We start from the raw sequence: 21745 nt of genomic DNA, 5'->3' as shown, positions 1-21745 counted from the left end.
TTATCTCGCTGCGAAGGCTGTGAGCACTTGGCCCAGCCGTTCGTTCTGTTCAGGGGTGATTTCGCGACCGGCACCATGGCCGGCATTGTCCTGCGTGATACAGGCCAGGCCCGAAAGCCAATCGCCGAGATACCGTTGCGCCTGGTTCGCCGGTTGCGGCGGCAACTCCGGCACCTGTCCCGGACCGATGTCGGTATAGAACGAGAACAAGGGCGCTTTGGCACCGGTCCGGCTAGGTGGGCGCTCGCTCACGGGTTTCTGGAGGTAGCCGAACCAGGACACGAAATCGCGCAGCACGCGTTGTACTTCCAGTACCTGGCGCTCAACCAGTTGATCGCGACGCGCACCGCTCTGGGCACGCTTGAGGACGGCGCGGCTCAGTTGCCCCGGCAAATCCTGGCGATAACCGGCAGTGATCAGCTCGTCGACCACCGCTTCGAGCAAGGCCTTTTCCAGTCCCAGCAGGTTGAGCAGGCTTTGCCGGGTGGTCAGTTCGCGCAAGTGCGCGACCCAGGCCTTGAAGGCCGCTTTGGCAAAACGGTGTTCGTTGCTTTGCAGTTCCGGGACCGGCGTGTGGGGCTTGCTGCTGGCCGGTGTGCTGTCGGGGCTGGCGTCATCGCCGAAATCGAAATCGAAACCGGCGTCGTTGCCGTACAGGCTCTGGCTCGGTGTCAGGGCGACCGGTTCATCGCTGACCGCTGGCTCGTCATCGGTTTCGTACACGCCGCTGAGGTACAGGTCGCGCACCTCTTCGCTCGGCATGTCGAGTTGATCGATGAGTTCGCCCAGCACCGCCGGACGACGGCCCAGGGTCGACAGAATCATCTGCGCCTGGGCTTTCTTGGCAGCGGCGGCGCCGTCACCGTCGGCGTGATACCAGGTGCTCAGACCATGCGTGGTCAGGCCTTCAAGGCATTCGTCCAGCTGCTCGCGGATGCGCTGCAGTTTGAATTCGATATTGGCCACGCCCTTGAAACTGCCGCTGAAGTGACTGATGCCACCGTCATCGTTGCGCAGCATTTCTTTCCAGGTGTTGGCAGGATTGTTGACGTGTTTGCACACCAGCGCGTTGCTCGCAAAGCTTTCGCCCAGCGCATCGACGCGTTCCTGGTAACTGGCGTTGATCCCGGTTTCGGCGCCGCTGGCGTCCTGGACGATGAACGCCGCGTCCATACGCGGTTTACGCACCAGGAAGGTGTTCTGGAACGGCGTGCCGGCCCAGTCGTTCATCCAGCTCAGGCTGCCGAAGCGCTCCAGCATGGTCAGCTTGACCATGCCGTTCCAGCTCTCGTCGTACTGATCGGGCGTCAGGCTCAGGGAGTTGGTGATGCGCAGGTCGAGCATGGTCAATGCCCAGATCAGACCGGTGTCGCGTTTGCTGCGAGCGGCCGCGTCGGCGCCCTGGGTCTTTTCGATCCAGCGCGTCAGCACCGGGCCAACGTCGTTGACGTCGCTTTGTTTGGTCGAGCCGGTGCACACCACCAGCGCGTTCATTTCCTGGTTGTCGGTGTAGCGCTCAAACAGGTACGCGACCTTGCCGCGCAGAATCAGCTGCGAGACGGAGTTGTCCTTGGTGGCGGATTCCGGGTCACTGGAGTTGGCGATTTCGTGCAGCTTTTTGCGTCCGCGATAGCCGGGGAAGTCGAGCAGATCGACCTGGTTGACGATGTCGTCGGCCGGGGCTTCGATCAGGCAGAACGTCATTTCCGCCGTGAGTGCCGCCAGTTGCGCAACGGGAATGCCCTGGCTGTTTTGCAGGCGACCGTCGATGCGTGGCCGCACGTCGATCGGCAAGTCCCGCGGGCTGCCGAAGCGCTCGAGGATGTCGACGTTCATGATGCTGTCGCGCTGGCTGTAAGTGTCGTTTTCGAAACTCACCAAGGCCTTCAACGGCGCGAATACCGTCTCGGGCAGGCCCAGCTTGTGCAGCGCGCCGGCCAGTTGCTGATACACGCGCGTCAGTTCGCTTTGCTCACCCCAAAGAATGGCGAACAGCTCGGCACGTTCCTGGAAATTCAGGCGCGGCGCGAGCTGCAAGGCTTTCGGCCAATACAGGTGCTCGAGTTTTTTCACCGAGTTACGGAAGTTGTCTCGCAGGTAATCCCACAGCGACACCAGATCGTCGGCGCTGACACCCGGCTGCATCGGCCCGGTCTCGCGGCCTTCGAACGGCTTGAGGACTCGCTGGATGCGTTCTTCGTCAATCTCGTAGGAAATCCGTTCAAGGTCGAAATCCTTGAACCAGGAGTTGGCGAGAATCTTCGCCAGCTCGATTTCCTTGAACAGCGTCAGCTCCACCGGGAAATCCGGGTCCTGGCTCAGTGTGGCCCGCCGGCTGAAGCGCGTCACCAGGCCGGTGGCTTCCTTGCCGCCACCCACCGGGTTGATGTGCTTGATGAAGTCCAGGCGCTGGCCGCCGAAATCGGTTTCCAGTTTGCCGTTCTGCCCGGCCGCGAGGGCCGAGATCAGGTAGGACTTGCCCGCCTGGGACAAACCGAAAAAGCCGATGGTCATCGGCGTGCAGGCCACGCGACCGAGGCTGTGGGCCAGGTTGCGGGCGCGATGCAGGCGGATGTTCAGGTTGTCGGCTTCGCTGTCCAGACGTGGCGCGTTGACACGGGTCTGGCCAATCCATTCCAGCGCCTGACCGGCACCTTCATAAACAGCGGCCCAGCGGGTAGAGAGCTGATGTTGATCGGGGGTCAGGTCATTCATTTGCGTTTCACACTTCCACTGTCGAGCCAGTACTTGGTCTCGCTCAGGCCGGCGTCGAGCATGGTGTTGAGTTCCAGCTCGAGGTCGCTGCGCGGGTTGAAGTTGACGTTGCTGCAGTTGGATTCGATGTTGCGTACCGAGAGGCGGTCGCTGACCAGATCCTGCTTGCGTGTGTACTTGTCCGCCGGTTTGACCTCGAAGCGCACCTTGAGCAGCGGCGCGCTGCCGTTTTCACCGATCGCACGGGAGAACTTCTCCCGACCGGCCTTGGTGAAGCGCAAGGTGTACAGCGGCGAAGCGGCCCAGCGGTCGGCGGCCAGCTGACGGAAACCGAGGCGCAGATCGCCGCGCATTTCCAGCTGAGGCGTGTCGGCGGCGTCGCCCGTGCCGATTTCCGGCAGCTTGATTTTGTAGTCTTCGGACTGAATGTCGCGGTACAGCACGTCGGCATCCTTGATCACGTTGTTCAGGTCGATAACGCCGATGTTTTTGACCGTCGAATACGGTTTGAGTGCCGAAGCGCGGAAGTAGAAGTTCGGCACACTGTGGTTGGCGCACAACAGGCACAGCATCGCGCCGACCGAAGCGGTGCTTTTCGGGTCGTCGATCAGGCCGTTCTTGTGGAACGGGTACCAGCCGCCGGTGCGGTAGTTCTGCAACGCCAGGATGCGCCCCGGTGGCAGCGGCAACACCTTGCGGATGAACGCCTGAATGCCGGGCAGGCGCGAAGGGCGGCCGGTCAGCAGCAGGACGTCGCACGGGTAATGCGCGACCACTTCACACAGCGCACCGAGGATCTTGGTGATGTTGATCTGATCGTTGAGGAATGCGGCATGGAGCTTTTGCAGGTCGAAGCTGATCAACGATTCGTACAGGTCAAAGGCGCTTTGGCTGCCGACATCACGACGCACGGCGGCATTGACGTAATCGAGCACGGTCTGGCTGATTGCGTTGTCACCCAGCAATTGGCGGTACGTCTGGGTGCTCACTTCCTGCTGGTCTTGCGGGTCGTAATGCTCGTAGGCCTTGAGCAGCGCCAGGCCCAGCGGGGCAAAAACCTGCAGGTTCAGTTGCTGGCGCAGGATCATGTCCTGGGCGCTGACCGATTCATCGCCACACAGCCGCGACATCAGCGAGACGGGCGATTTGACGCCTGAGATCTGCAAGGCTTTTTCGAAGCTCGGCAGGACGAAGTCCTGAATCACGTCCAGCAGAATGTCGTCGCCGGCCACTTTGAAGCCATCGCGAAAACGCTGCTCGGGCACGATGTGCACGTTGCTGCCGCTGCCGGTGTTGCCGGCGCGGTCGAGGCGATAGTCGGTGATCACCAGGTCGGTGGTGCCACCGCCGATGTCGATGGTCGCCAGGGTGATGCGTTCACGGTCGGTTTTGTCCGGCCGGGCGAGGGTGTCGAAAAACTCTTCCGGGTGCCCGGCGAAGTTCTCGTTGACCTCGGTGTACAGGTACACCAACTGGCCGCAGGAGGCTTCGTCCCATTCGACGCGGATGCTCGGGATCGGCGTGCGCGGGCTGACGGCCTGGTCCTGATGCGGGTCTTCCTCGCCGGCATGCCAGCCGAGGCTTTTCCACACCAGGCCGATGGCCTGCTGCATGCGTTCGTTGAGGATGCTGCGCTCGGCCTGCGGCATGCCCGGCGGCACGGTCAGGGTGATGCTGTTGAGCTGGCGCGGCACACGGGTGTGACCCTGGCGCGAGCGCTGGGCCGGGCTGTTGATTTGCGACAGCGCCTGGGCCAGGACCTCGGCGAGCATGAACGTCATCAGCGAGCTGCGCGAATAACGCGGCATGAACACCGGCAGACGATCGTCTTCTTCAAGGCTGTAAAGCGCTTCGCCGGTTTCGTTGATCAGGTGCGAGAACGGCGCGGCGGTGGCGTACGGCTCGCTGTCGGTCTTGATGTACGAGCAGTTGAAGCGCCAGCCGTGGCCGTAGGCGTTTTCGTCCCACAGGTAACGTTTCGGGCTGGACAGCCCGGTCGAGCCTTCGGTGCCGCGACGACGGCTGGCCAGACGGCTGGCCTCGTTGCCGACACGGGCAATCGTTGCCCATTGGAACGCATCATGCCGACCGCTTTTGACCGAACAGTGGTCCTTGCCGAAATACGCCTGGGCGAATTCCACACGGCTTTCGAACGGCAGGTTGTAAGTGTGTTCGGGGGTGATCAGGTCGCGCAGTTCCAGCACGTAGTTCTGTTTCAACCCGGAACCGGCCTGACCGTGGTTCTCGATCAGAATGCCGCAGGTGCGAGAGTTGCCGACGTCCAGCACCAGGTCCACCGGAATCGGTTTGACCAGGCCATTGCTGTCGTTGGCAACCACCTTCAATTCAGGGATTTCAACTTTCGGCCGGGCAGTCGACTGCTCTGCCGCCGATGGCTTGCTCAGAAGGCTCAGCAAGTTGAGGTAGTGCGCCAAGTGATAGTTGGCGCGGATGTCGGTGTCCAGTTCTGCGCGCGAGCGGTGGGCATTGCCCTCGTTGAATACTTCCAGCAGCCATTCGTTGACCCACGGCTGGGCCAGGAACCAGCGGGTTTCGCTGGCCTTGGTCGCCAGTTTGAAGGACACGCCGGAACTGATGTCTTCTTCGTTTGGCGCCAGGTAAGCGGTGCCGTCACGCTTGGGCATCACGCGGCTGTCGAAGGCCATCGTCAGGCGGTGGGTGTTGCCGTCGATGTCGGGCGTCGCCAGTTTGACCAGGCGCATGCGCGACCAGTTGGTCGGGCCTTCGTCGAAGCGGTGCGGCGGCATGAAGCGGAAAAACGGCGTCGGCAGCCAGACACCGTCGAGCAGTTCGAGGCTGCTTTTCATGTCGACGCTGAACGCCGGTTTGGCCTTTTCGACCTTTTCCGGCTCCGGCTCGTAGAAAAAGAAGTCTTTCTCTTCGTTGTATGACAGGCGGCAGATCAACCCGCTGATCATCGGCGCGAACTCGCCCGCCGGTTCTTTGCGAGGGTCCAGGCGCAGGGCGAAATCCATGAACTGGATGCCGGTGTCGCTGACCAGCGTGACGGTGTCTTCGAATTGGGTGACTTCAGGCAACATGTCGGGTTATTCCGTTTTTATTCGGCCACGTGCCGCATGGACATGGGGAATTGTTCTTTGCCGTAACCGCCGGTGCAGTCTGCGACTGTGGTCGCCCCTTTGCGGCAGTTGACCTTGGGCATGTCGTAAGTGCTGCCATCGCCACACACGGCCTGGCCCTGACTGTCGATGGCCAAGCTGCCACCCTTCATAGTAGCGCTCACCGGCCCGGTGCATTTCGTGCCGTCGGCCTGGTGTACGGTGACTTCGCCCTTACCGTCCTTGAGCTGGTATTCCAGACGCAGCGGTTTGCCGGTCCTGCGGTCCTGAATGCCGGCGCCGGCGCGGAACTGACCGTCGAGGAACTTGGCGGCACCGTCGGCGGCGTCCGGTGGAATGCTCAGGGGAGGGCCGGGTTTTGCGGCGGCGGATTTTTCGGCCTCGGGCGATGTGATATCCGGCGGCGCGGTTTTGTTTTCGGGCGGGGTGGCGGGCGATTCGGCTGCCGGGTCTTTGGCTGGGTCTTTGGCCAGGTCGGCCGGCGCTGCATCTGCCTCGTTGCCCTCGACCGCCGGCGCTTCCACTCCTTGGGTTCCGGTCACGGCGGTACCGGTGCCGGTTCCAGTGGTAGAGCCTACAACGGTGCCCGTCACCGGAACGCCGTTCAGCGTCGTGGCATTGCCGGTCAGTTGCGGTTCTTCCAGCTGTTTTTCCACCGGCACGATGCCCTCAGGCAGCAGGTCTACCGCCACCAACGGAATCGGCACGCAACCACGCAGACCAAGCAACAGCCACAAAAGCAGTAGCAGGAACGGCAGCAGCAACAGCCACCACCAGCGACGCCACCACGGACGAGCAACCACCGGCACGACGGGCGCAACGACGGGCGCAACGACAGGCGCGGCTTCGACCACCGGGGGCAGCGTAAACGCGGGCGGAGCCTGATAGAGGCAGTGCAGGGGATCGCGATTGCCGGTACCGGCATGCTCGAAACCCCAAAAGGTCAGCACCGGCTTGCCTTGCACCAGGTAGACGAAATTCTCATCGGGGAAATGAATCACGCGCTTGAGCAGCTTGCCGAACACGGCTTTGTCGCCTTGCTGCTGTTCGCCGGATTCAGTGCCCAGGAAACGCTGGCTCAATTCCTCGAGCGCGGTTTTCAGCGCTTCAAGTTGGCGACGGGCAGGGACGCGTTCTTCTTCGGTCGCACTGCTCCACGGGATCACATCGCCGTCGAGGCCGCTGTACCAATCGATCTGGTTACCGAGCTCATCGCTTTGAGGGATGGCCAGATGATCGACCATTTCGGGGTTCTTGCGGCGAATGGCTTCGCGCAATTGCAGGGCCGCCCGGTATACCGGTTGACCTGTTTCGCCCAAGGCTGTGAATGACCCGCTCTTACCGCTGCGTAATAGTGCCCCGCGCATTCAAACTCCATATGTTCTGTTGCGCAAAAATGACAGACAAAGGTGTCTGTTCTTGCTCCTGCAATTAGCTGGCGACCTTAATGTCATAATGATGTCGCCGTCAATCATCCGGAGGTCCAAAACCGTATGAGACTAGCGTAAGCGTGCGGAGGTTGCATGGGGTCAATTTAAATTGGCTTGGGAAGGCTTGGGTGTAAGCTTTTTAAGCTTGCTGAATCGTTTCATCAGCGCTATAAAAAATGCACAACTCCAAGAAAGGCCTCCCCATGACTCCGCTCAAATTCGTCGTTGCCTTTGGCGCTCTGTCCGCCTCCCACGCCATGGCTTGGGATTACGTCCTGCTCGACAGCGACAAGGCTGCTCAAAACTGGCAGATCACCAGCCAGCAACTCGGTGTGAAAACCGACAAACCCTTCTCCGTGACCCTTCGTAACTTGCACGGCGGTCGGCAGGAGGGCGTCAGCATCGTCGACATCGATAACGGCACGATGAAACTCTCGGTGGTGCCGACCCGTGGCATGAACGTCCTGCAGGCATCGGTCGGCAATGTGCGCATGGGCTGGGATTCGCCGGTCAAGGACGTGGTCAATCCGTCCTTCATTGAGCTCAACGGTCGCGGCGGACTCGGCTGGCTCGAAGGTTTCAATGAACTGGTCACCCGTTGCGGCTACGAATGGGTCGGCCACCCCGGCGTCGACAACGGCGAACTCCTGACCCTGCATGGCCGTGCTGCCAACATTCCGGCCAGCACAGTCACGCTGCACATCGACGAAAAACCGCCGTATGCCATCAGCCTGCGCGGCGAGCTCAAAGAACAGGCCTTCAAGAAAGTCGACTTCTCGGTGAGCACCGAGCTGGTCACTGAGCCCGGCAGCGCAGCGTTCGTTCTCAACGATACCCTGACCAACAACGGCGACTATCCGAAGGAATATCAGGCGCTGTACCACAGTAACTTCAGCACGCCATTCCTGGAGCAGGGCGCGCGTTTCGTTGCACCGGTCAAACAGGTGTCGCCGTTCAACGACAAGGCCAAAGGTGATCTGCCGGACTGGCAGACTTACCGTGCGCCGACCAAGGACTACGACGAAACGGTTTACAACGTGGTGCCGTATGGCGACGCCAAGGGTGACACGTTGACGGTGTTGCATAACAAGGCAGGTAGCCTCGGCGTTTCGGTCGGCTTTAACACTAAAACGCTGCCCGTGTTTTCGCTGTGGAAAAACACCGATACCCAAGGCCAGGGCTATGTCACCGGTCTCGAGCCGGGGACCAGCTTTTCCTATAACCGGCGCTATCAGCGGCCGCTGGGGCTGGTGCCGACGATTGCGCCGAAGGAGCACAAGCAGTTTCAGATCAGTTACAGCTTGTTGGTGGACAAGGGCGCTGTGGACCAGGCGCTGAAGCGCGTGAGTGATATTCAGGACGGGCGGGAAACCGAGGTTCGGCAGACGCCGTTGGTGGATCTGACGAAGGAGTGATTCCATCAGCTGGAGGTTGGCCGGTATTGCAGCGCTTCAGCCAGATGACCACGGGTGATGCCATCGACCTGCTCAAGGTCTGCGAGGGTTCGTGCGACCTTGAGCAGTCGATGCGCAGACCTCAACGATAGGGTCAGTCGTTCGCACGCTGTTTCCAGCCAGGTTTCGTCGATTGTGGATAACGTGCAGTGTTTGCGCAGGCCCGGCAGATCAAGGAAAGCGTTCGCGCAGCCCTGGCGTTTGTGTTGACGCTCTCTGGCGTCGGCGACCAGCAATGCGGCAGTGGCGGTGTCATCGCCGGGTTTGAGTGCCGGATTCAGCGCCGTGGCTTCCCGGGCGACGGTCAGGTGCAGGTCGATACGGTCCAGCAATGGTCCCGACAATTTATTGCGGTAGCGCTGGACCATGTCCGGTGTACAGCTGCATTTACCACTGGGTTCGCCAAGATATCCACAGGGACACGGGTTCATCGCGGCCACCAATTGAAAGCGGGCCGGAAACCTCACACGATCCTTGGCGCGGGAAATCACGATATGGCCGGACTCCAGCGGCTCTCGCAAAACCTCCAGCACCTTGCGATCGAATTCCGGCAGTTCATCGAGGAATAGAACGCCATGATGGGCGAGGGTGATTTCGCCGGGTTGTGGCTTCGAGCCGCCGCCCACCAGCGCCGGGCCGGAGGCGGAGTGATGGGGCTGACGGAAGGGTCTTTGCGGCCAGTGGCTCAAGGGAACGCAACTGGTGACGGATTGAATGGCGGCGACTTCCAGCGCTTCATGTTCGGCCAGGGGGGGAAGCAGTCCCGGCAAACGACTAGCCAGAAGCGTTTTTCCGGTGCCCGGTGGTCCACTGAACAGCAGGTTATGAGCGCCCGCCGCCGCGATCAGCAATGCGCGTTTGGCCGAAAGTTGGCCCTGTACTTCGTTCAAGTCTGGATAGGGTTTGCTGGCATAGAGCAAACCGTTGGAAACGTAAGGCTCGACCGGTGTGTGCCCATTGAAGTGCGCGACCGCTTCCAGCAAATGATCCACCGCGATCACCTTCAACCCCGACGCCAGGCACGCCTCCTCGGCATTCGCCCGCGGCACCATCAGCGAGCGTCCGGCCTTGCGTGCCGCCAGTGCGGCCGGCAACACGCCCCGCACGGCACGCACCGCGCCTGATAGCGCCAGTTCTCCCAGACATTCCACATCATCCAGTGTCAGCGTTGGCACCTGCACGCTGGCGGACAGAATCCCCAAGGCAATCGCCAGATCGAATCGTCCGCCGTCCTTCGGTAAATCAGCGGGGGCGAGATTCAGCGTGATGCGCCGTGCCGGGAATTGCAGGCCTGAGTTGATGATCGCACTGCGTACCCGATCCTTGCTTTCCTTCACCGCTGCTTCGGGCAGACCGACCATGGTCAGCGATGGCAGGCCGTTGGCCAAGTGGACTTCGACGGTGACGGCGGGCGCATCCACGCCGATTTGGGCGCGGCTGTGGACGATGGAGAGGGACATGGTCGTTCCTTGAGCTTTACGGGAAGCCGCTTCCTGCGGGTTTTTTAAGGTTAGTCGGGAGGGCGTGATTTCGCGTGGCAGGTCGGACGGTGAATTATCGCAGGGTGTTGCAAAGCATCAGCGGACGGGCTGACAGACAAAAAAACCGCCATTCAGGCGGTTTCATTGGTAGACAGATTCAGGCTCTTTTTCCGGCAAGCAGGCCCGGAGGCTCAAGTTCTTTGCCGTGAGTCGCGGCGACGTCAAGGAATCGTTGTTGATTAGCTGAAATATTGCCAGCTAGCCGAAGCGCTTCCGCATGATATTGAACAATGAGCAACAGCCTGGCTTTTCGCTTTTTGTGGATCATGGACACCTCCAGTGCCTGGTGGCTTAGCTCGATACTATTAATCGTCCAAGTAAATGACAAGGCGATTGGCCTGGTCGAATCTGAATCCAAGATTCTGGTAGTAGGGGACGACATTCGGGTCAGGGTCCTGAATCTCTATTTCGTTGTATCCAAGCATTCGTGCATAGGTATCTGTAGCCAGCAGCGCTATTGGTGCGATCAAGCCACGAAGAGGATGAAACCTGTCTGGGTGGCCCTGCAAAAGAACGATCTTTATGCAAATGGTGCTTTTACGCGGAGTGGCGTAACACAGACCACATAGTTTTTGTTCGTACCAGATGGCTAAATCCAGTCCCTTTGCATCTTTGCACTTCCAATCTGGCACGCTTTCCCAGGGGTAGAGCGCCGCTTCCATCCACGGGTGACAGGCAACAATCGCAGTCGGGGTGATTGGGTCGAACCGGACCGCCTCGGTGTTGAGTCTCATCGCCCGTGATTTACAGTCTTTGACGAAGATTTTATAGGCGAGCTTTCGTGCTTCGGATTTGTAAGTTTGGTTCCGAAGGTCGGTGCCTTTCCCTTTTCTTCTCATTGTAAGTGTCTTTTGAAGATCAGAGCAGAAAGCCTAAAAGGAGTTGGGGCACTGATAAATCAGGCGATGGAGCTGCTTTTTGTAGGACCGTGCCTAGATAGGTGAAGGACGTCAGTGAAAGCTCTCGGATGGTCTTGCCAGATGAAGGTTGCTGCTTATGATCACGGATAAATGAAGCCATAGGAGGCGTAAATGAACCGGATTGGAATGCGGCCGATTCATCCAGGTGAAGTTCTCAGCGAGGAGTTTCTGAAGCCGCTGGGCATTACAAGCGCGGCTTTAGCTCGCTCGTTGGGCGAGCCGGAGGCTGAATTGATCGACGTAGTAAAGCAGCAGAGCGATGTCAGCGCGGGTCTGGCAAAGAAGCTTTCCATGCTGTTGAACACCACGCCCGAATTCTGGCTGAATCTGCAATCGAGCTACGATCATCGCAGCGCCGAAATCGAGCGTGGATGAGCGCTTAAAGCGAGTGCAACGCTCGCGAAGCTTTTTTCCACCATGGCACGTTGACCGGGCGCTGCGTCTGCTCTGCGCTCGGCAACATTTGCGGAACATCCTGCAACCGAATCCACGGCTGGTTATTCCAGTGCAGCAAACTCAGCGACATTTCCGGCCAGTTCAGCAGGCTCAGGATGGGGCGTTCGGTTGAGGTGGGTTGTTCAGCATCTCTCAGGGCTGGCACTACGTCGTGGGTTAGCCATTCGCGCAGGGCTCGGTGTTCGGGGCAGTAGTGGTCGATCAGTAAGGCGTAGACGCCGGATTCGCTGATCAGCAGGGCATCTTCGATGCTGCCGTGGATGAGCATTCGCGCGGATTGACGTTGGTCGGGGTCGAGTTTTCGGACGGCGCGGTCGTCGAGGTAGAGGCGCAGGAAGCGGCCGAGGTCGCGGGCGCTGAACCAGGGTTGGTTTTGGAGGAGGAGGGCGTGGAGGAGGAGTTTGTGGCGGGTGAAGACGTGGGGGATCAGATAAGCGTCATCGCTATTCATTGATACAGCTCCTCTTGCTAAAAGGGCTGCCCGCAATCGTCGCCAAACAATTGGGTGGCAGTTGTACGCGGGTTGGCGAACCGGAGCAAAAGGAACCCGGCAGACCCGAAGGCCTCCCACGCACAACCGCCATGACTTGTGTCGATGGTCGTCATGCTCCTTAAGCTTCCAGGTCGCCAAACCCGGTGCTGAACATTCAGCATTGGGCGAGCTTAGGAACCGGGGCATTGCGGCGCAATCGGACGGCGGTGGTTTTGTTGTAGGAAGGTGCCGGGATTTTTGAGGGCTTGGGATCGCCATTGGCACCATTTCCTACAGATGAATCTGAAGGTCGTTCCGACCTTCAATCGCGAGCAGGCTCGCTCCCACAGTGGATTGGGTTTTTACAGTGGGTTTTGCGTGTTACTCGGTTGGCGGATTGAGCTTTGCTTCCAGCTCGGCAACCTTCGCTTCCAGGCTTTCCAATCGTGCCCGCGTGCGTGCCAGCACGACCATCTGGCTATCGAATTCTTCCCGGCTCACCAGGTCCAGTTTGCTGAAGCCGCTCTGCAGCAACGCCTTGAACTGGCTTTCGATTTCGCTTTTCGGCAGTGGGGTGTCGCCGCTGAAGAGACGGGAGGCGGTGCCGGTCAAGGCGTCGAGGAAATCTTTGGGCGCGAGCATGGGAAAGGTCCTGGAAACAATGGCGGGCAGTGTATCACGCAGTGTCTATAGTCAATCCCGACCGCAGGGATGCACGCTTTTCGCGCATGCGGACGGACGGTGTCGCACCGTTGTTGTGCGTAACGCGTCCGGTGTTGCAGCGATGTGGTGGGCATCTACGGCCAAGAGCTTGAAAACTGAGGGTTTTGTGGAGATGGCAAGCTTTCTGCTTAGACGGTAGTGACCCATGCACTGATGCAGTCGATGTGACGAATGCAGTGCGCCAAGCGAAACGGGGGAAGAGTTTCGTGAGGAGCGGTTAGCTGGCGTCGGACGGGCAGGTAAGGCCGACGATGCGTTACAAAGCCAGGCACTGCGCTTAGACTTGAGCCGGGTTTGTTTTCCTGGGGCAAGTCCACCAATTCGGGAGAGAGTTTTCATGAAGCTAGTCACTGCCATCATCAAGCCGTTCAAGTTGGACGACGTGCGCGAATCGCTGTCCGAGATCGGCGTGCAGGGCATTACCGTTACCGAAGTCAAAGGCTTCGGACGGCAGAAGGGTCACACCGAGCTGTATCGCGGCGCGGAATACGTGGTCGATTTCCTGCCCAAGGTGAAGATCGATGTCGCCATTGACGACAAGGATCTTGATCGGGTTATCGAGGCGATAACCAAGGCAGCCAACACCGGCAAGATCGGTGACGGCAAGATCTTCGTGGTCAATCTGGAACAGGCGATTCGCATCCGTACCGGCGAAACCGATACCGACGCGATTTAAGCCGCCACAAACCCCAACGCCCCAGGAGAAAACAATATGACTCTGCGTAAATTCGCAGGGCTAGGAGCCCTGTTGTCCCTCGTAATGCCCAGCCTGGCCATGGCGGCAGACGAAGTGGCGGCCCCAGTCCTCAATTCCGGCGATACCGCCTGGATGCTGACCTCGACAGCCCTCGTGCTGTTCATGACCATTCCCGGCCTCGCGCTGTTCTACGGCGGCATGGTTCGCTCCAAAAACATTCTTTCCGTGATGATGCAGTGCTTCGCCATTACCGGTCTGATCAGCGTCCTGTGGGTCATTTATGGCTACAGCATCGCGTTCGACACCACCGGCATGGAACAGGGCGTCGTCAACTTCAACTCCTTCTTCGGCGGCATGGGCAAGGCTTTCCTCGCCGGTGTCACCCCCGCCAGCCTGACGGGTCCTGCGGCGTTGTTCCCTGAGGCGGTGTTCATCACCTTCCAGATGACGTTCGCCATCATCACCCCTGCGCTGATCGTCGGTGCCTTCGCTGAGCGGATGAAGTTCTCCGCGATGCTGATCTTCATGGGCATCTGGTTCACTCTGGTTTATGCACCGATCGCGCACATGGTCTGGTCCGGCAACGGCGGCCTGATGTGGGACTGGGGCGTGCTCGATTTCGCTGGCGGCACCGTGGTGCACATCAACGCCGGTGTGGCCGGTCTGGTGGCGTGCATCGTGCTCGGCAAGCGTAAAGGCTTCCCGACCACCCCGATGGCACCGCACAACCTCGGTTACACCCTGATGGGCGCAGCGATGCTGTGGGTTGGCTGGTTCGGCTTCAACGCCGGTTCCGCCGCAGCGGCCAACGGCACTGCCGGCATGGCGATGCTGGTTACCCAGATCGCAACCGCCGCCGCCGCACTGGGCTGGATGTTTGCCGAGTGGGTCACCCACGGCAAGCCAAGTGCACTGGGTATCGCCTCTGGTGTGGTCGCCGGTCTGGTTGCAATCACCCCGGCCGCTGGCACCGTGGGCCCGATGGGCGCGCTGGTGATCGGTCTGGCAGCGGGCGTGGTGTGCTTCTTCTGCGCCACCACCCTGAAACGCAAACTCGGTTATGACGATTCCCTGGACGCCTTCGGCGTGCACGGTATCGGCGGTATCCTCGGCGCGATCCTGACCGGTGTGTTCGCCGCTCCGTCGCTGGGTGGCTTCGGCACCGTCACCGACATCGCCGCACAAGTCTGGATTCAGTGCAAAGGCGTGGGCTTCACGGTGATCTACACCGCAATCGTCACCTACATCATTCTCAAGGTGCTGGACGCTGTCATGGGTCTGCGTATCACCGAAGAAGAAGAGGCTGTCGGCATCGATCTGGCGCTTCACAACGAACGCGGCTACAACTTGTAAGACGCGCATAAAAAACTTGCCCGGCTTGCCGGGCATTTTTTTGTCTGGAGTTTGTCAGTGTGAGGACTGCTGAAAGGTTTTTTCGTACACGTTTAGTGGTGTTTACGGCGGGCGTTTTTCTGCGGCCAATGGCTTACATGATTGAAGGAATATTAGGGCCTTTGTTTTTTCCCAGAGCGCGCTAGAATGCGCCCCGAACGTGCGGAGAACTGTATGTGGCAACAGACTCTGATTACCCTGCGGGCGAGGCCCCGGGGCTTTCATCTGGTAACGGACGAGTTACTCGCCGGCCTGCCTGAACTCAAGGCGTGTCGGGTCGGTCTGTTGCATTTGTGGCTGCAGCATACCTCGGCGTCGTTGACCATCAACGAGAACGCCGATCCGGCGGTACGTCGCGACTTCGAACGATTTTTCAATCGTCTGATCCCACAAGGAACAGACGGCTATGAGCATAACGACGAAGGCCTGGACGACCTCCCGGCGCACTTCAAGGCCAGCGTGCTTGGCTGTCAGCTCAGTTTGCCGATTTCGGCGGGCCGACTGGCGTTAGGGACCTGGCAAGGCGTTTATCTGGGCGAGCACCGTGATTTTGGCGGTGCCCGTAAAGTCCTCGCCACCGTGCACGGTGAAGAGGCATGAACCGCTGGTCACCAGCGGTTATTGAATTTTTCCGGCAGCCTTCGACAGAGGGCAAAGCTGGGCTATAACTAATCTGCTTTTCGCAAGTCATGAGGTAGAACATGAGCGACGATGATCTGGAAAACGACGACCTCGAAGTAGGCGACGACGACGAAACCGAAGAAGGTCTGGAAGCAGCGGCGGAAGACGTCGCTGAAGACGACGGCGGTGATGCGCCCGTTCCGACCGCCAAAGGCAAAGCCAAGGCAGCGGTATCGGTCGATGAGCTGCCGAGCGTCGAAGCAAAAAACAAGGAACGCGATGCCTTGGCCAAGGCCATGGAAGAGTTCCTGGCCAAGGGCGGCAAGGTGCAGGAAGTGGAGGCCAATGTGGTCGCCGATCCTCCCAAGAAGCCTGACAACAAGTACGGCAGCCGGCCTATCTAAGCGTCTGCCCTTGCTTGCTGAAAAAGCCCGCCGTCGCTGCGGGCTTTTTCATGCCTGTAAAAAAGTCTGGAGACTTGTGCAGATCCCCTGTGGGAGCGAGCCTGCTCGCGATGGCGGTGTGTCAGTCAACATCAATTGTGAATGTTAAGGCCTCATCGCGAGCAGGCTCGCTCCCACAGGGTCGGTGGTGAATTCAAGGTCAGTGATGGACATTCCACCGAGCCAGCAACGCCGGCAGCTCGGTCAGGCTGCGAATCTCGGCGTCCGGCGCTTTCTGCGCCTCCCACAATTTGCCTTGCGGGTTAAACCAGATCGCCCGCAACCCCGCCTGCTGTGCCCCGGCAATGTCATCACCCGGATGGTCGCCGATATGCACCGCCGTCGCGGCCGTTGCGCCGCCACGCTTCAGCGCCTCATGAAACAGGCGTGCGTCCGGTTTGGCGATGCCGATGTCTTCGGCGCACAGCGCAAATTTGAAGTAGTCGGCCAGCCCTAAACGGCGCACATCGGCATTGCCATTGGTGACGACGCCGAGTGCATAGTGTTTGGCCAGCGTCTCCAGTGTCGGCTCGACTTCCGGGAAGATTTCCAGCTGATGCCGGGCATGCAGAAACACTTCAAAACTTTGATCGGCCAGGTCTGACGCCTGTTCATGGCCGTAACCGGCCTCTTCCAGTGCATGGAAAAGCACCCGGCGACGCAAGGCGCTGATTCGATGCTTGAGGCCCGGTTCGCTGCCCAGAATGCGCTCGCGAATCCCCCACAAATGCTCCACCGGCACCGCGCCCAGATTCGGTGCATGTTCGGTCAGCCATTCACGCAATACGGCTTCGGCGCTGACGATGACCGGGGCGGTATCCCACAAGGTGTCGTCGAGGTCGAAGGTGATCAATTGGATCGTCATGAATCATCGCCCTTAATGCGTTTGGCCCGTGGATGGGCGCTGTCGTAAACCGTCGCCAGATGCTGGAAGTCCAGGTGGGTGTAGATCTGGGTGGTCTTGATGTCCGAGTGGCCGAGTAATTCCTGCACCGCGCGCAGGTCCTGCGAGGACTCCAGCAGGTGGCTGGCGAAGGAGTGTCGCAACATGTGCGGATGCAGGTTTTGCCCCAGCTCGCGCTCACCGGCGGCCTTGACCCGCACCTGAATCGCCCGAGGGCCGAGGCGCCGGCCTTGCTGGCTGACAAACACGGCGTCATCCGCCGGGTTGGTCATGGCGCGCAATGGCAGCCACAACTCCAGGGCTTCGCGGGCCTTTTTGCCGACCGGCAACAGGCGCGTCTTGCTGCCTTTACCGAGCACCTGGACCATGCCGTCGGCCAGGTCCAGTTGATCGAGATTGAGCCCGGTCAGTTCCGAAAGCCGCAAGCCCGAGGAATAGAACAGCTCTAGGATCGCTTGATCCCGACGCGCCAGAAAATCATCCTCTACCGCACCTTCAAGCAGTTGCAGGGCTCGGTCGGTGTCGAGGGTTTTCGGCAGTCGCCGCTCGCCTTTCGGCGGCGCCAGGCCATTGGCCGGATCGTGATCGCAGAGACCTTCGCGGTTCAGATAGTGATAGAGCCCACGCACGGCCGAGAGCAGGCGCGCCAGGCTGCGCGACGATTGCCCCTGGGAATGCAGGCGGGCGATCAGGCTGCGCAGGCGCTGAATGTCCAGCGCGGCCCAGCTGCCGATGTTCTGTTTGACACAGAAGCCCAACACTTTGTCGAGGTCGCGGCGGTAGGCGTACAGCGTGTGGGGCGACACCTGTCGCTCACTGCGCAGGTGTTCGCAGTAAGCGTCCAGTTGCCGTTCCACGATCAGCGTACCGAGCGCAGAGAGCTGTTGACCCGTGGCAGCACGCGGCCCATGACTTCGGCGATGTAGCTGAGGAACAGCGTGCCGACCGAGCTTTTGTAGTGCTGCGGATCACGGCTGGCGATGGCCAGGACGCCGAGAATGCCTTGATGGCTGATGGCGACGACGGCGGTCGAGCCGATCTGCTTGCGCTGCTCTTCGCCGAACAGGAAGTCCAGTTCATGCTCGCGCAGGCTGCCGCTGACGCTTTTGTCTTCCGAAAGCAAACCGCCAATGGCCGTCTGCGCGTCGGCGTGGGTCACCCAGCGGCCAACCGGCATCGGGTTGTCGCCCAGCAGGATCAGGCTGACAAAAGGCACCTGAAAGTCCTGGCGCAGACTATCTTCGACGCTGATCACCACATCTTCCAGGCTGGTGGCGTCCATCAGCGCGAGAATCAGGCGGCGGGTCTTTTCGAAGAGACGATCGTTGTCGCGGGCCACGTCCATCAAGTGCGACAGGCGATGGCGCAACTCGATATTGCGGTCGCGCAGGATGGTCATCTGGCGCTCGACCAGCGAAATGGTGTCGCCTCGCTGGTGCGGAATGCGCAGGGCCGGGAGCAGTTCTTCGTGCTCGACAAAGAAATCCGGATGAGCCTCCAGGTACGCGGCAATCGCCGCCGCCTCAAGGCTTTCGGAAGGGGATTCGTCGGGCTGTAGGGCGGGAACCTGGGGCTTGTCGGTCATGGGTTTGACTCACTCAAAGACGTACTTGTCCTTCATAAACACGGACTGCCGGGCCGGTCATCAACACCGGTTGGCCAGGGCCTGCCCATTCAATGGACAGACGCCCGCCGGGCAGGTCGATCAATAGCGGCGAATCCATCCACCCCTGGCTGATCGCGGCCACTGCAGCAGCACAGGCGCCGGTGCCGCAGGCCTGGGTTTCCCCGGCGCCACGTTCCCAGACGCGCAGCTGCGCGCGGTTCCGGTCGATGACCTGGAGAAAACCGACATTGACCCGCGCCGGGAAGCGCGGGTGATGTTCGATTTTCGGCCCCAGTTCATGCACCGGTGCGTTGTTGATATCGCTGACCCGCAGCACGGCGTGCGGATTGCCCATCGACACAGCGGCGAGTTCCACCGTGGTGCCGTCGACGTCGAGCGAGTAGCTCGGCGCCTGAGTATCGGCAACGAACGGGATGTCGGCCGGCACCAGGCGCGGTGCGCCCATGTCGACGCTGATCTGGCCGTCACTGCGGATATCCAGCTCGATAATGCCACTTTTGGTTTCGACGCGAATCTGCCGTTTTGCGGTCAGGCGCTTGTCGAGTACGAAGCGGGCGAAACAGCGCGCACCGTTGCCGCACTGTTCCACTTCGGAACCGTCGGAGTTGAAAATCCGATAGCGGAAATCCACGTCCGGGTTGCTCGGCGCTTCGACGATCAGCAACTGGTCGAAACCGATGCCGGTGTGCCGATCGCCCCATTGCTTGGCATGCTTGGGCAGGATGTGCGCGTGCTGGCTGACCAGGTCGAGGACCATGAAGTCATTGCCCAGGCCGTGCATCTTGGTAAAACGCAGCAGCATGGTTTTACTCCGGCAGCAGGCTTTCGCCAGCAAACAACTCGGCTACCGTCTCACGGCGACGCACTTCAAATGCCTGATCACCGTCCACCAACACTTCGGCGGCGCGGCCGCGGGTGTTGTAGTTGGAACTCATGACAAACCCGTAGGCGCCGGCCGAATGCACAGCCAGCAGGTCGCCTTCTTCCAGGGCCAGCTGACGATCCTTGGCCAGGAAGTCGCCGGTCTCGCAGATCGGCCCGACGATGTCGTAGGCACGAGCGGCGGTGGCGCGAGGGCGCACGGCGGTGACGTCCATCCAGGCCTGGTACAGCGCCGGGCGGATCAGGTCGTTCATGGCCGCGTCGACGATGGCGAAGTCTTTGTGTTCGGTGTGCTTGAGGTATTCGACCTGAGTCAGCAGCACGCCGGCGTTGGCGACAATGAAGCGGCCCGGCTCGAACACCAGCGCCAGGTCACGACCGTCGAGACGCTCGCGCACGGCTTTGATGTAGTCGGCAGCCAATGGTGGCTCTTCATCGCGATAACGCACGCCCAAGCCACCACCGAGATCGATGTGGCGCAGGTAGATGCCGCAATCGCCGAGGCGGTCGACCAGGCCCAGCAGGCGGTCGAGGGCATCGATGAACGGCGGCAGGGTGGTCAGTTGCGAACCGATGTGGCAATCGACGCCGACCACTTCCAGGTTCGGCAGCTGCGCGGCACGCACGTACACGTCTTCGGCGTCGGCAATGGCGATGCCGAACTTGTTCTCTTTGAGACCGGTGGAAATGTACGGGTGCGTGCCGGCATCGACGTCCGGGTTCACACGCAGCGAGATCGGTGCGCGAACGCCCAGCTCGGCGGCGACGATTTGCAGGCGTTCCAGCTCATCGGTGGACTCGACGTTGAAGCAGTGCACGCCGACTTCCAGGGCGCGACGCATGTCGTCACGGGTCTTGCCGACACCGGAGAACACGATCTTGTCGGCGCTGCCGCCGGCGGCCAGTACGCGTTCCAGCTCACCACGGGAGACGATGTCAAAACCGGCGCCCAATCGCGCCAGGACATTCAGCACACCCAGGTTGGAGTTGGCCTTGACCGCGAAGCAGACCAGGTGCGGCATGCCGGCCAGTGCATCGGCATACGCCAGGTACTGGGCTTCGATGTGGGCACGGGAGTAGACGTAAGTCGGGGTGCCAAAGCGTTCGGCGATGGCGGACAGGGCAACCCCTTCCGCGAACAGCTCGCCGTCACGGTAGTTAAAAGCGTCCATGGCGTTCCCTTATTGGTAGACGTCGTGCTTGTGTGCTTTCGACGGCTGCTTTTGCGAGGACTGGGCCTGCTCGGCAGGGTCCTGGGAATCGTCAGGCAGGTACAGCGGACCTTTTTGACCACAGGCCGACAATAAACAAGCAACCGCGACGAGCGCAGCAAAGGAAGAGATCAGGCGCTTCATGGCGAAATCCTTGAAAATGCGTTAATTGCGCCGGAGTATACCGGCCACCCGGCAGCTTGCCTATGCGACCAGGGTCCCGTCCGGCGGGGCTTCGCATGAAGCCGGCTAGCAAGGTGCAATCCCTGTGGGAGCGAGCCTGCTCGCGATGGCGGTGTGTCAGGTGACGATGATGTTGAATGTGCCGGCCTCTTCGCGAGCAGGCTCGCTCCCACAGGTGTACCTAAATCGGCCCTTGGTCGTTATCCTTTGCAATCACCGGGGCTCGCCCGTATCTTGCGGCGCTTGAGCCTGATCAGACACTTTTTGAGGTTGCCGTAATGAGTTTGTCCGAAGCGCGTTTCCACGATCTGGTCGATGCCACCCAGCAAACCCTGGAGGACATCTTTGACGACAGCGACCTGGATATCGATCTGGAGAGCTCGGCCGGTGTGCTCACCGTCAAGTTCGAAAACGGCACTCAGTTGATCTTCAGCCGCCAGGAACCCCTGCGTCAGCTGTGGCTGGCGGCGGTGTCGGGTGGCTTCCACTTCGACTACGACGAAGAGAGCGAGCGCTGGATGTGCGACAAGAGCGAAGAGCAGCTCGGCGAGATGCTTGAGCGCATCGTCCAGCAACAGGCCGGCGCTGAATTCGATTTCGAAGGTCTGTGAGATCGTGACCCAGCCTGCACCTGTTCGACCGCCCAAGCCGCTTTACAGCAATGTCAGCCCGGCGGTGCCTTCGCCGTGCAGCGGCGTGTGTCGGCTGGATGAGCAGAAGGTCTGCCTGGGGTGTTTTCGCCATGTCGAAGACATCCGCGAATGGCGCTCGGCCGATGATGAGCGCCGGCGGGTCATCTGCGCGCAGGCTATACAACGCAAATCCTTGGCTTGATGCACAGACCTGTAGGAGCAGAGCTTGCTCGCGAAGGCGGCGCATCAGTCGATACCCATGTTGGCTGACACGCCGCCTTCGCGAGCAAGCTCTGCTCCTACAGGTTTCATCGGCGTTACCGAAAAATAGGGTCCATCGC

General features: G+C 60.4%; 22 protein-coding genes. 8 read left to right on the top strand and 14 right to left on the bottom strand.

Features of this window, described 5'->3' with window-relative positions; all coding sequences use genetic code 11:
* From J4E42_RS07650 to J4E42_RS07640, 3 genes are read right to left on the bottom strand one after another with little or no spacing between them, the layout of a single operon-like run.
* Nucleotides 1-2715, bottom strand: a complete 2715-nt coding sequence (locus J4E42_RS07650; RefSeq protein ID WP_207284934.1) for a putative virulence factor — start codon at nucleotides 2713-2715, stop codon at nucleotides 1-3.
* Entirely contained in the window at nucleotides 2712-5777 is a 3066-nt protein-coding gene (locus J4E42_RS07645; RefSeq protein ID WP_008030519.1) for a virulence factor SrfB, read from the bottom strand. Before J4E42_RS07645 ends, J4E42_RS07650 begins: the two co-directional genes overlap by 4 nt.
* Before the next feature lie 17 nt (nucleotides 5778-5794).
* On the bottom strand, nucleotides 5795-7183 hold the full coding sequence (locus J4E42_RS07640; protein WP_207284933.1) for an SrfA family protein: 1389 nt from the start codon (nucleotides 7181-7183) through the stop codon (nucleotides 5795-5797).
* A 266-nt stretch (nucleotides 7184-7449) separates the two neighbouring features.
* On the opposite strand from J4E42_RS07640, the gene J4E42_RS07635 reads away from it, so the two are divergent.
* Complete coding sequence (locus J4E42_RS07635) at nucleotides 7450-8661, top strand: aldose 1-epimerase family protein (protein ID WP_207284932.1); 1212 nt, start codon at nucleotides 7450-7452, stop codon at nucleotides 8659-8661.
* Nucleotides 8662-8666: 5 nt separating this feature from the next.
* Here J4E42_RS07635 and J4E42_RS07630 read toward each other — a convergent pair whose 3' ends face one another.
* The 3 genes from J4E42_RS07630 to J4E42_RS07620 all read right to left on the bottom strand — a co-directional run bounded on the left by J4E42_RS07630 (nucleotide 8667) and on the right by J4E42_RS07620 (nucleotide 11080).
* Nucleotides 8667-10160, bottom strand: coding sequence for a YifB family Mg chelatase-like AAA ATPase (locus J4E42_RS07630; RefSeq protein ID WP_008037951.1), 1494 nt, complete (start codon nucleotides 10158-10160; stop codon nucleotides 8667-8669).
* 178 nt (nucleotides 10161-10338) lie between these two features.
* Nucleotides 10339-10509 (bottom strand): hypothetical protein, encoded by a 171-nt coding sequence (locus tag J4E42_RS07625; RefSeq protein ID WP_177318887.1) that lies wholly within the window; start codon nucleotides 10507-10509, stop codon nucleotides 10339-10341.
* 37 nt (nucleotides 10510-10546) lie between these two features.
* On the bottom strand, nucleotides 10547-11080 hold the full coding sequence (locus J4E42_RS07620; RefSeq protein ID WP_008030511.1) for a hypothetical protein: 534 nt from the start codon (nucleotides 11078-11080) through the stop codon (nucleotides 10547-10549).
* 192 nt (nucleotides 11081-11272) lie between these two features.
* Here J4E42_RS07620 and J4E42_RS07615 point away from each other — a divergent pair, with 192 nt between their 5' ends.
* Nucleotides 11273-11536, top strand: coding sequence for a HigA family addiction module antitoxin (locus J4E42_RS07615; protein WP_207284931.1), 264 nt, complete (start codon nucleotides 11273-11275; stop codon nucleotides 11534-11536).
* A 4-nt stretch (nucleotides 11537-11540) separates the two neighbouring features.
* On the opposite strand, the gene J4E42_RS07610 is transcribed toward J4E42_RS07615, so the two are convergent.
* Complete coding sequence (locus J4E42_RS07610) at nucleotides 11541-12068, bottom strand: Bro-N domain-containing protein (protein WP_207284930.1); 528 nt, start codon at nucleotides 12066-12068, stop codon at nucleotides 11541-11543.
* A gap of 402 nt (nucleotides 12069-12470) precedes the next feature.
* Nucleotides 12471-12731, bottom strand: coding sequence for an accessory factor UbiK family protein (locus J4E42_RS07605; RefSeq protein ID WP_008030504.1), 261 nt, complete (start codon nucleotides 12729-12731; stop codon nucleotides 12471-12473).
* Nucleotides 12732-13149: 418 nt separating this feature from the next.
* Here J4E42_RS07605 and glnK point away from each other — a divergent pair, with 418 nt between their 5' ends.
* From glnK to sutA, 4 genes are all read left to right on the top strand, one after another.
* Entirely contained in the window at nucleotides 13150-13488 is a 339-nt protein-coding gene (gene glnK, locus J4E42_RS07600; protein ID WP_002555808.1) for a P-II family nitrogen regulator, read from the top strand.
* Nucleotides 13489-13524: 36 nt separating this feature from the next.
* Complete coding sequence (locus J4E42_RS07595) at nucleotides 13525-14862, top strand: ammonium transporter (protein ID WP_008030500.1); 1338 nt, start codon at nucleotides 13525-13527, stop codon at nucleotides 14860-14862.
* Nucleotides 14863-15075: 213 nt separating this feature from the next.
* Nucleotides 15076-15501 (top strand): secondary thiamine-phosphate synthase enzyme YjbQ, encoded by a 426-nt coding sequence (locus J4E42_RS07590; protein WP_008030499.1) that lies wholly within the window; start codon nucleotides 15076-15078, stop codon nucleotides 15499-15501.
* A 101-nt stretch (nucleotides 15502-15602) separates the two neighbouring features.
* A complete protein-coding gene (gene sutA, locus J4E42_RS07585) occupies nucleotides 15603-15926 on the top strand; it encodes a transcriptional regulator SutA (RefSeq protein WP_008030496.1) in 324 nt (107 codons plus the stop codon).
* Nucleotides 15927-16125: 199 nt separating this feature from the next.
* Here sutA and J4E42_RS07580 read toward each other — a convergent pair whose 3' ends face one another.
* From J4E42_RS07580 to J4E42_RS07555, 6 genes are read right to left on the bottom strand one after another with little or no spacing between them, the layout of a single operon-like run.
* Nucleotides 16126-16830, bottom strand: coding sequence for an HAD family hydrolase (locus J4E42_RS07580; protein ID WP_207284929.1), 705 nt, complete (start codon nucleotides 16828-16830; stop codon nucleotides 16126-16128).
* Nucleotides 16827-17726, bottom strand: a complete 900-nt coding sequence (gene xerC / locus J4E42_RS07575) for a tyrosine recombinase XerC (RefSeq protein WP_008040629.1) — start codon at nucleotides 17724-17726, stop codon at nucleotides 16827-16829. Before xerC ends, J4E42_RS07580 begins: the two co-directional genes overlap by 4 nt.
* A 2-nt stretch (nucleotides 17727-17728) precedes the next feature.
* A complete protein-coding gene (locus J4E42_RS07570) occupies nucleotides 17729-18454 on the bottom strand; it encodes a DUF484 family protein (RefSeq protein WP_207284928.1) in 726 nt (241 codons plus the stop codon).
* A 13-nt stretch (nucleotides 18455-18467) separates the two neighbouring features.
* Nucleotides 18468-19298: a diaminopimelate epimerase gene (dapF, locus tag J4E42_RS07565; RefSeq protein WP_008040630.1), complete on the bottom strand. Its 831-nt coding sequence runs from the start codon at nucleotides 19296-19298 to the stop codon at nucleotides 18468-18470.
* A gap of 4 nt (nucleotides 19299-19302) precedes the next feature.
* Nucleotides 19303-20550, bottom strand: a complete 1248-nt coding sequence (gene lysA / locus J4E42_RS07560) for a diaminopimelate decarboxylase (RefSeq protein ID WP_008040631.1) — start codon at nucleotides 20548-20550, stop codon at nucleotides 19303-19305.
* Between the two features lie 9 nt (nucleotides 20551-20559).
* Nucleotides 20560-20733 carry an LPS translocon maturation chaperone LptM gene (locus J4E42_RS07555; RefSeq protein ID WP_008040632.1) on the bottom strand — a complete coding sequence of 58 codons (174 nt, stop codon included), beginning with the start codon at nucleotides 20731-20733 and terminating at the stop codon, nucleotides 20560-20562.
* Nucleotides 20734-21050: 317 nt separating this feature from the next.
* On the opposite strand from J4E42_RS07555, the gene cyaY reads away from it, so the two are divergent.
* A complete protein-coding gene (cyaY, locus tag J4E42_RS07550) occupies nucleotides 21051-21383 on the top strand; it encodes an iron donor protein CyaY (RefSeq protein WP_008024366.1) in 333 nt (110 codons plus the stop codon).
* Nucleotides 21384-21387: 4 nt separating this feature from the next.
* A complete protein-coding gene (locus J4E42_RS07545) occupies nucleotides 21388-21606 on the top strand; it encodes a DUF1289 domain-containing protein (protein ID WP_081500210.1) in 219 nt (72 codons plus the stop codon).
* The last annotated feature ends 139 nt before the right edge of the window (nucleotides 21607-21745 follow it).

Origin of the sequence: Pseudomonas sp. FW300-N2A2, assembly GCF_017351735.1 — a bacterium.
Lineage (GTDB): Bacteria > Pseudomonadota > Gammaproteobacteria > Pseudomonadales > Pseudomonadaceae > Aquipseudomonas > Aquipseudomonas migulae.
Note: the sequence above shows the minus strand (reverse complement) of the source record. Positions and strands in the feature narration are given on the sequence as shown.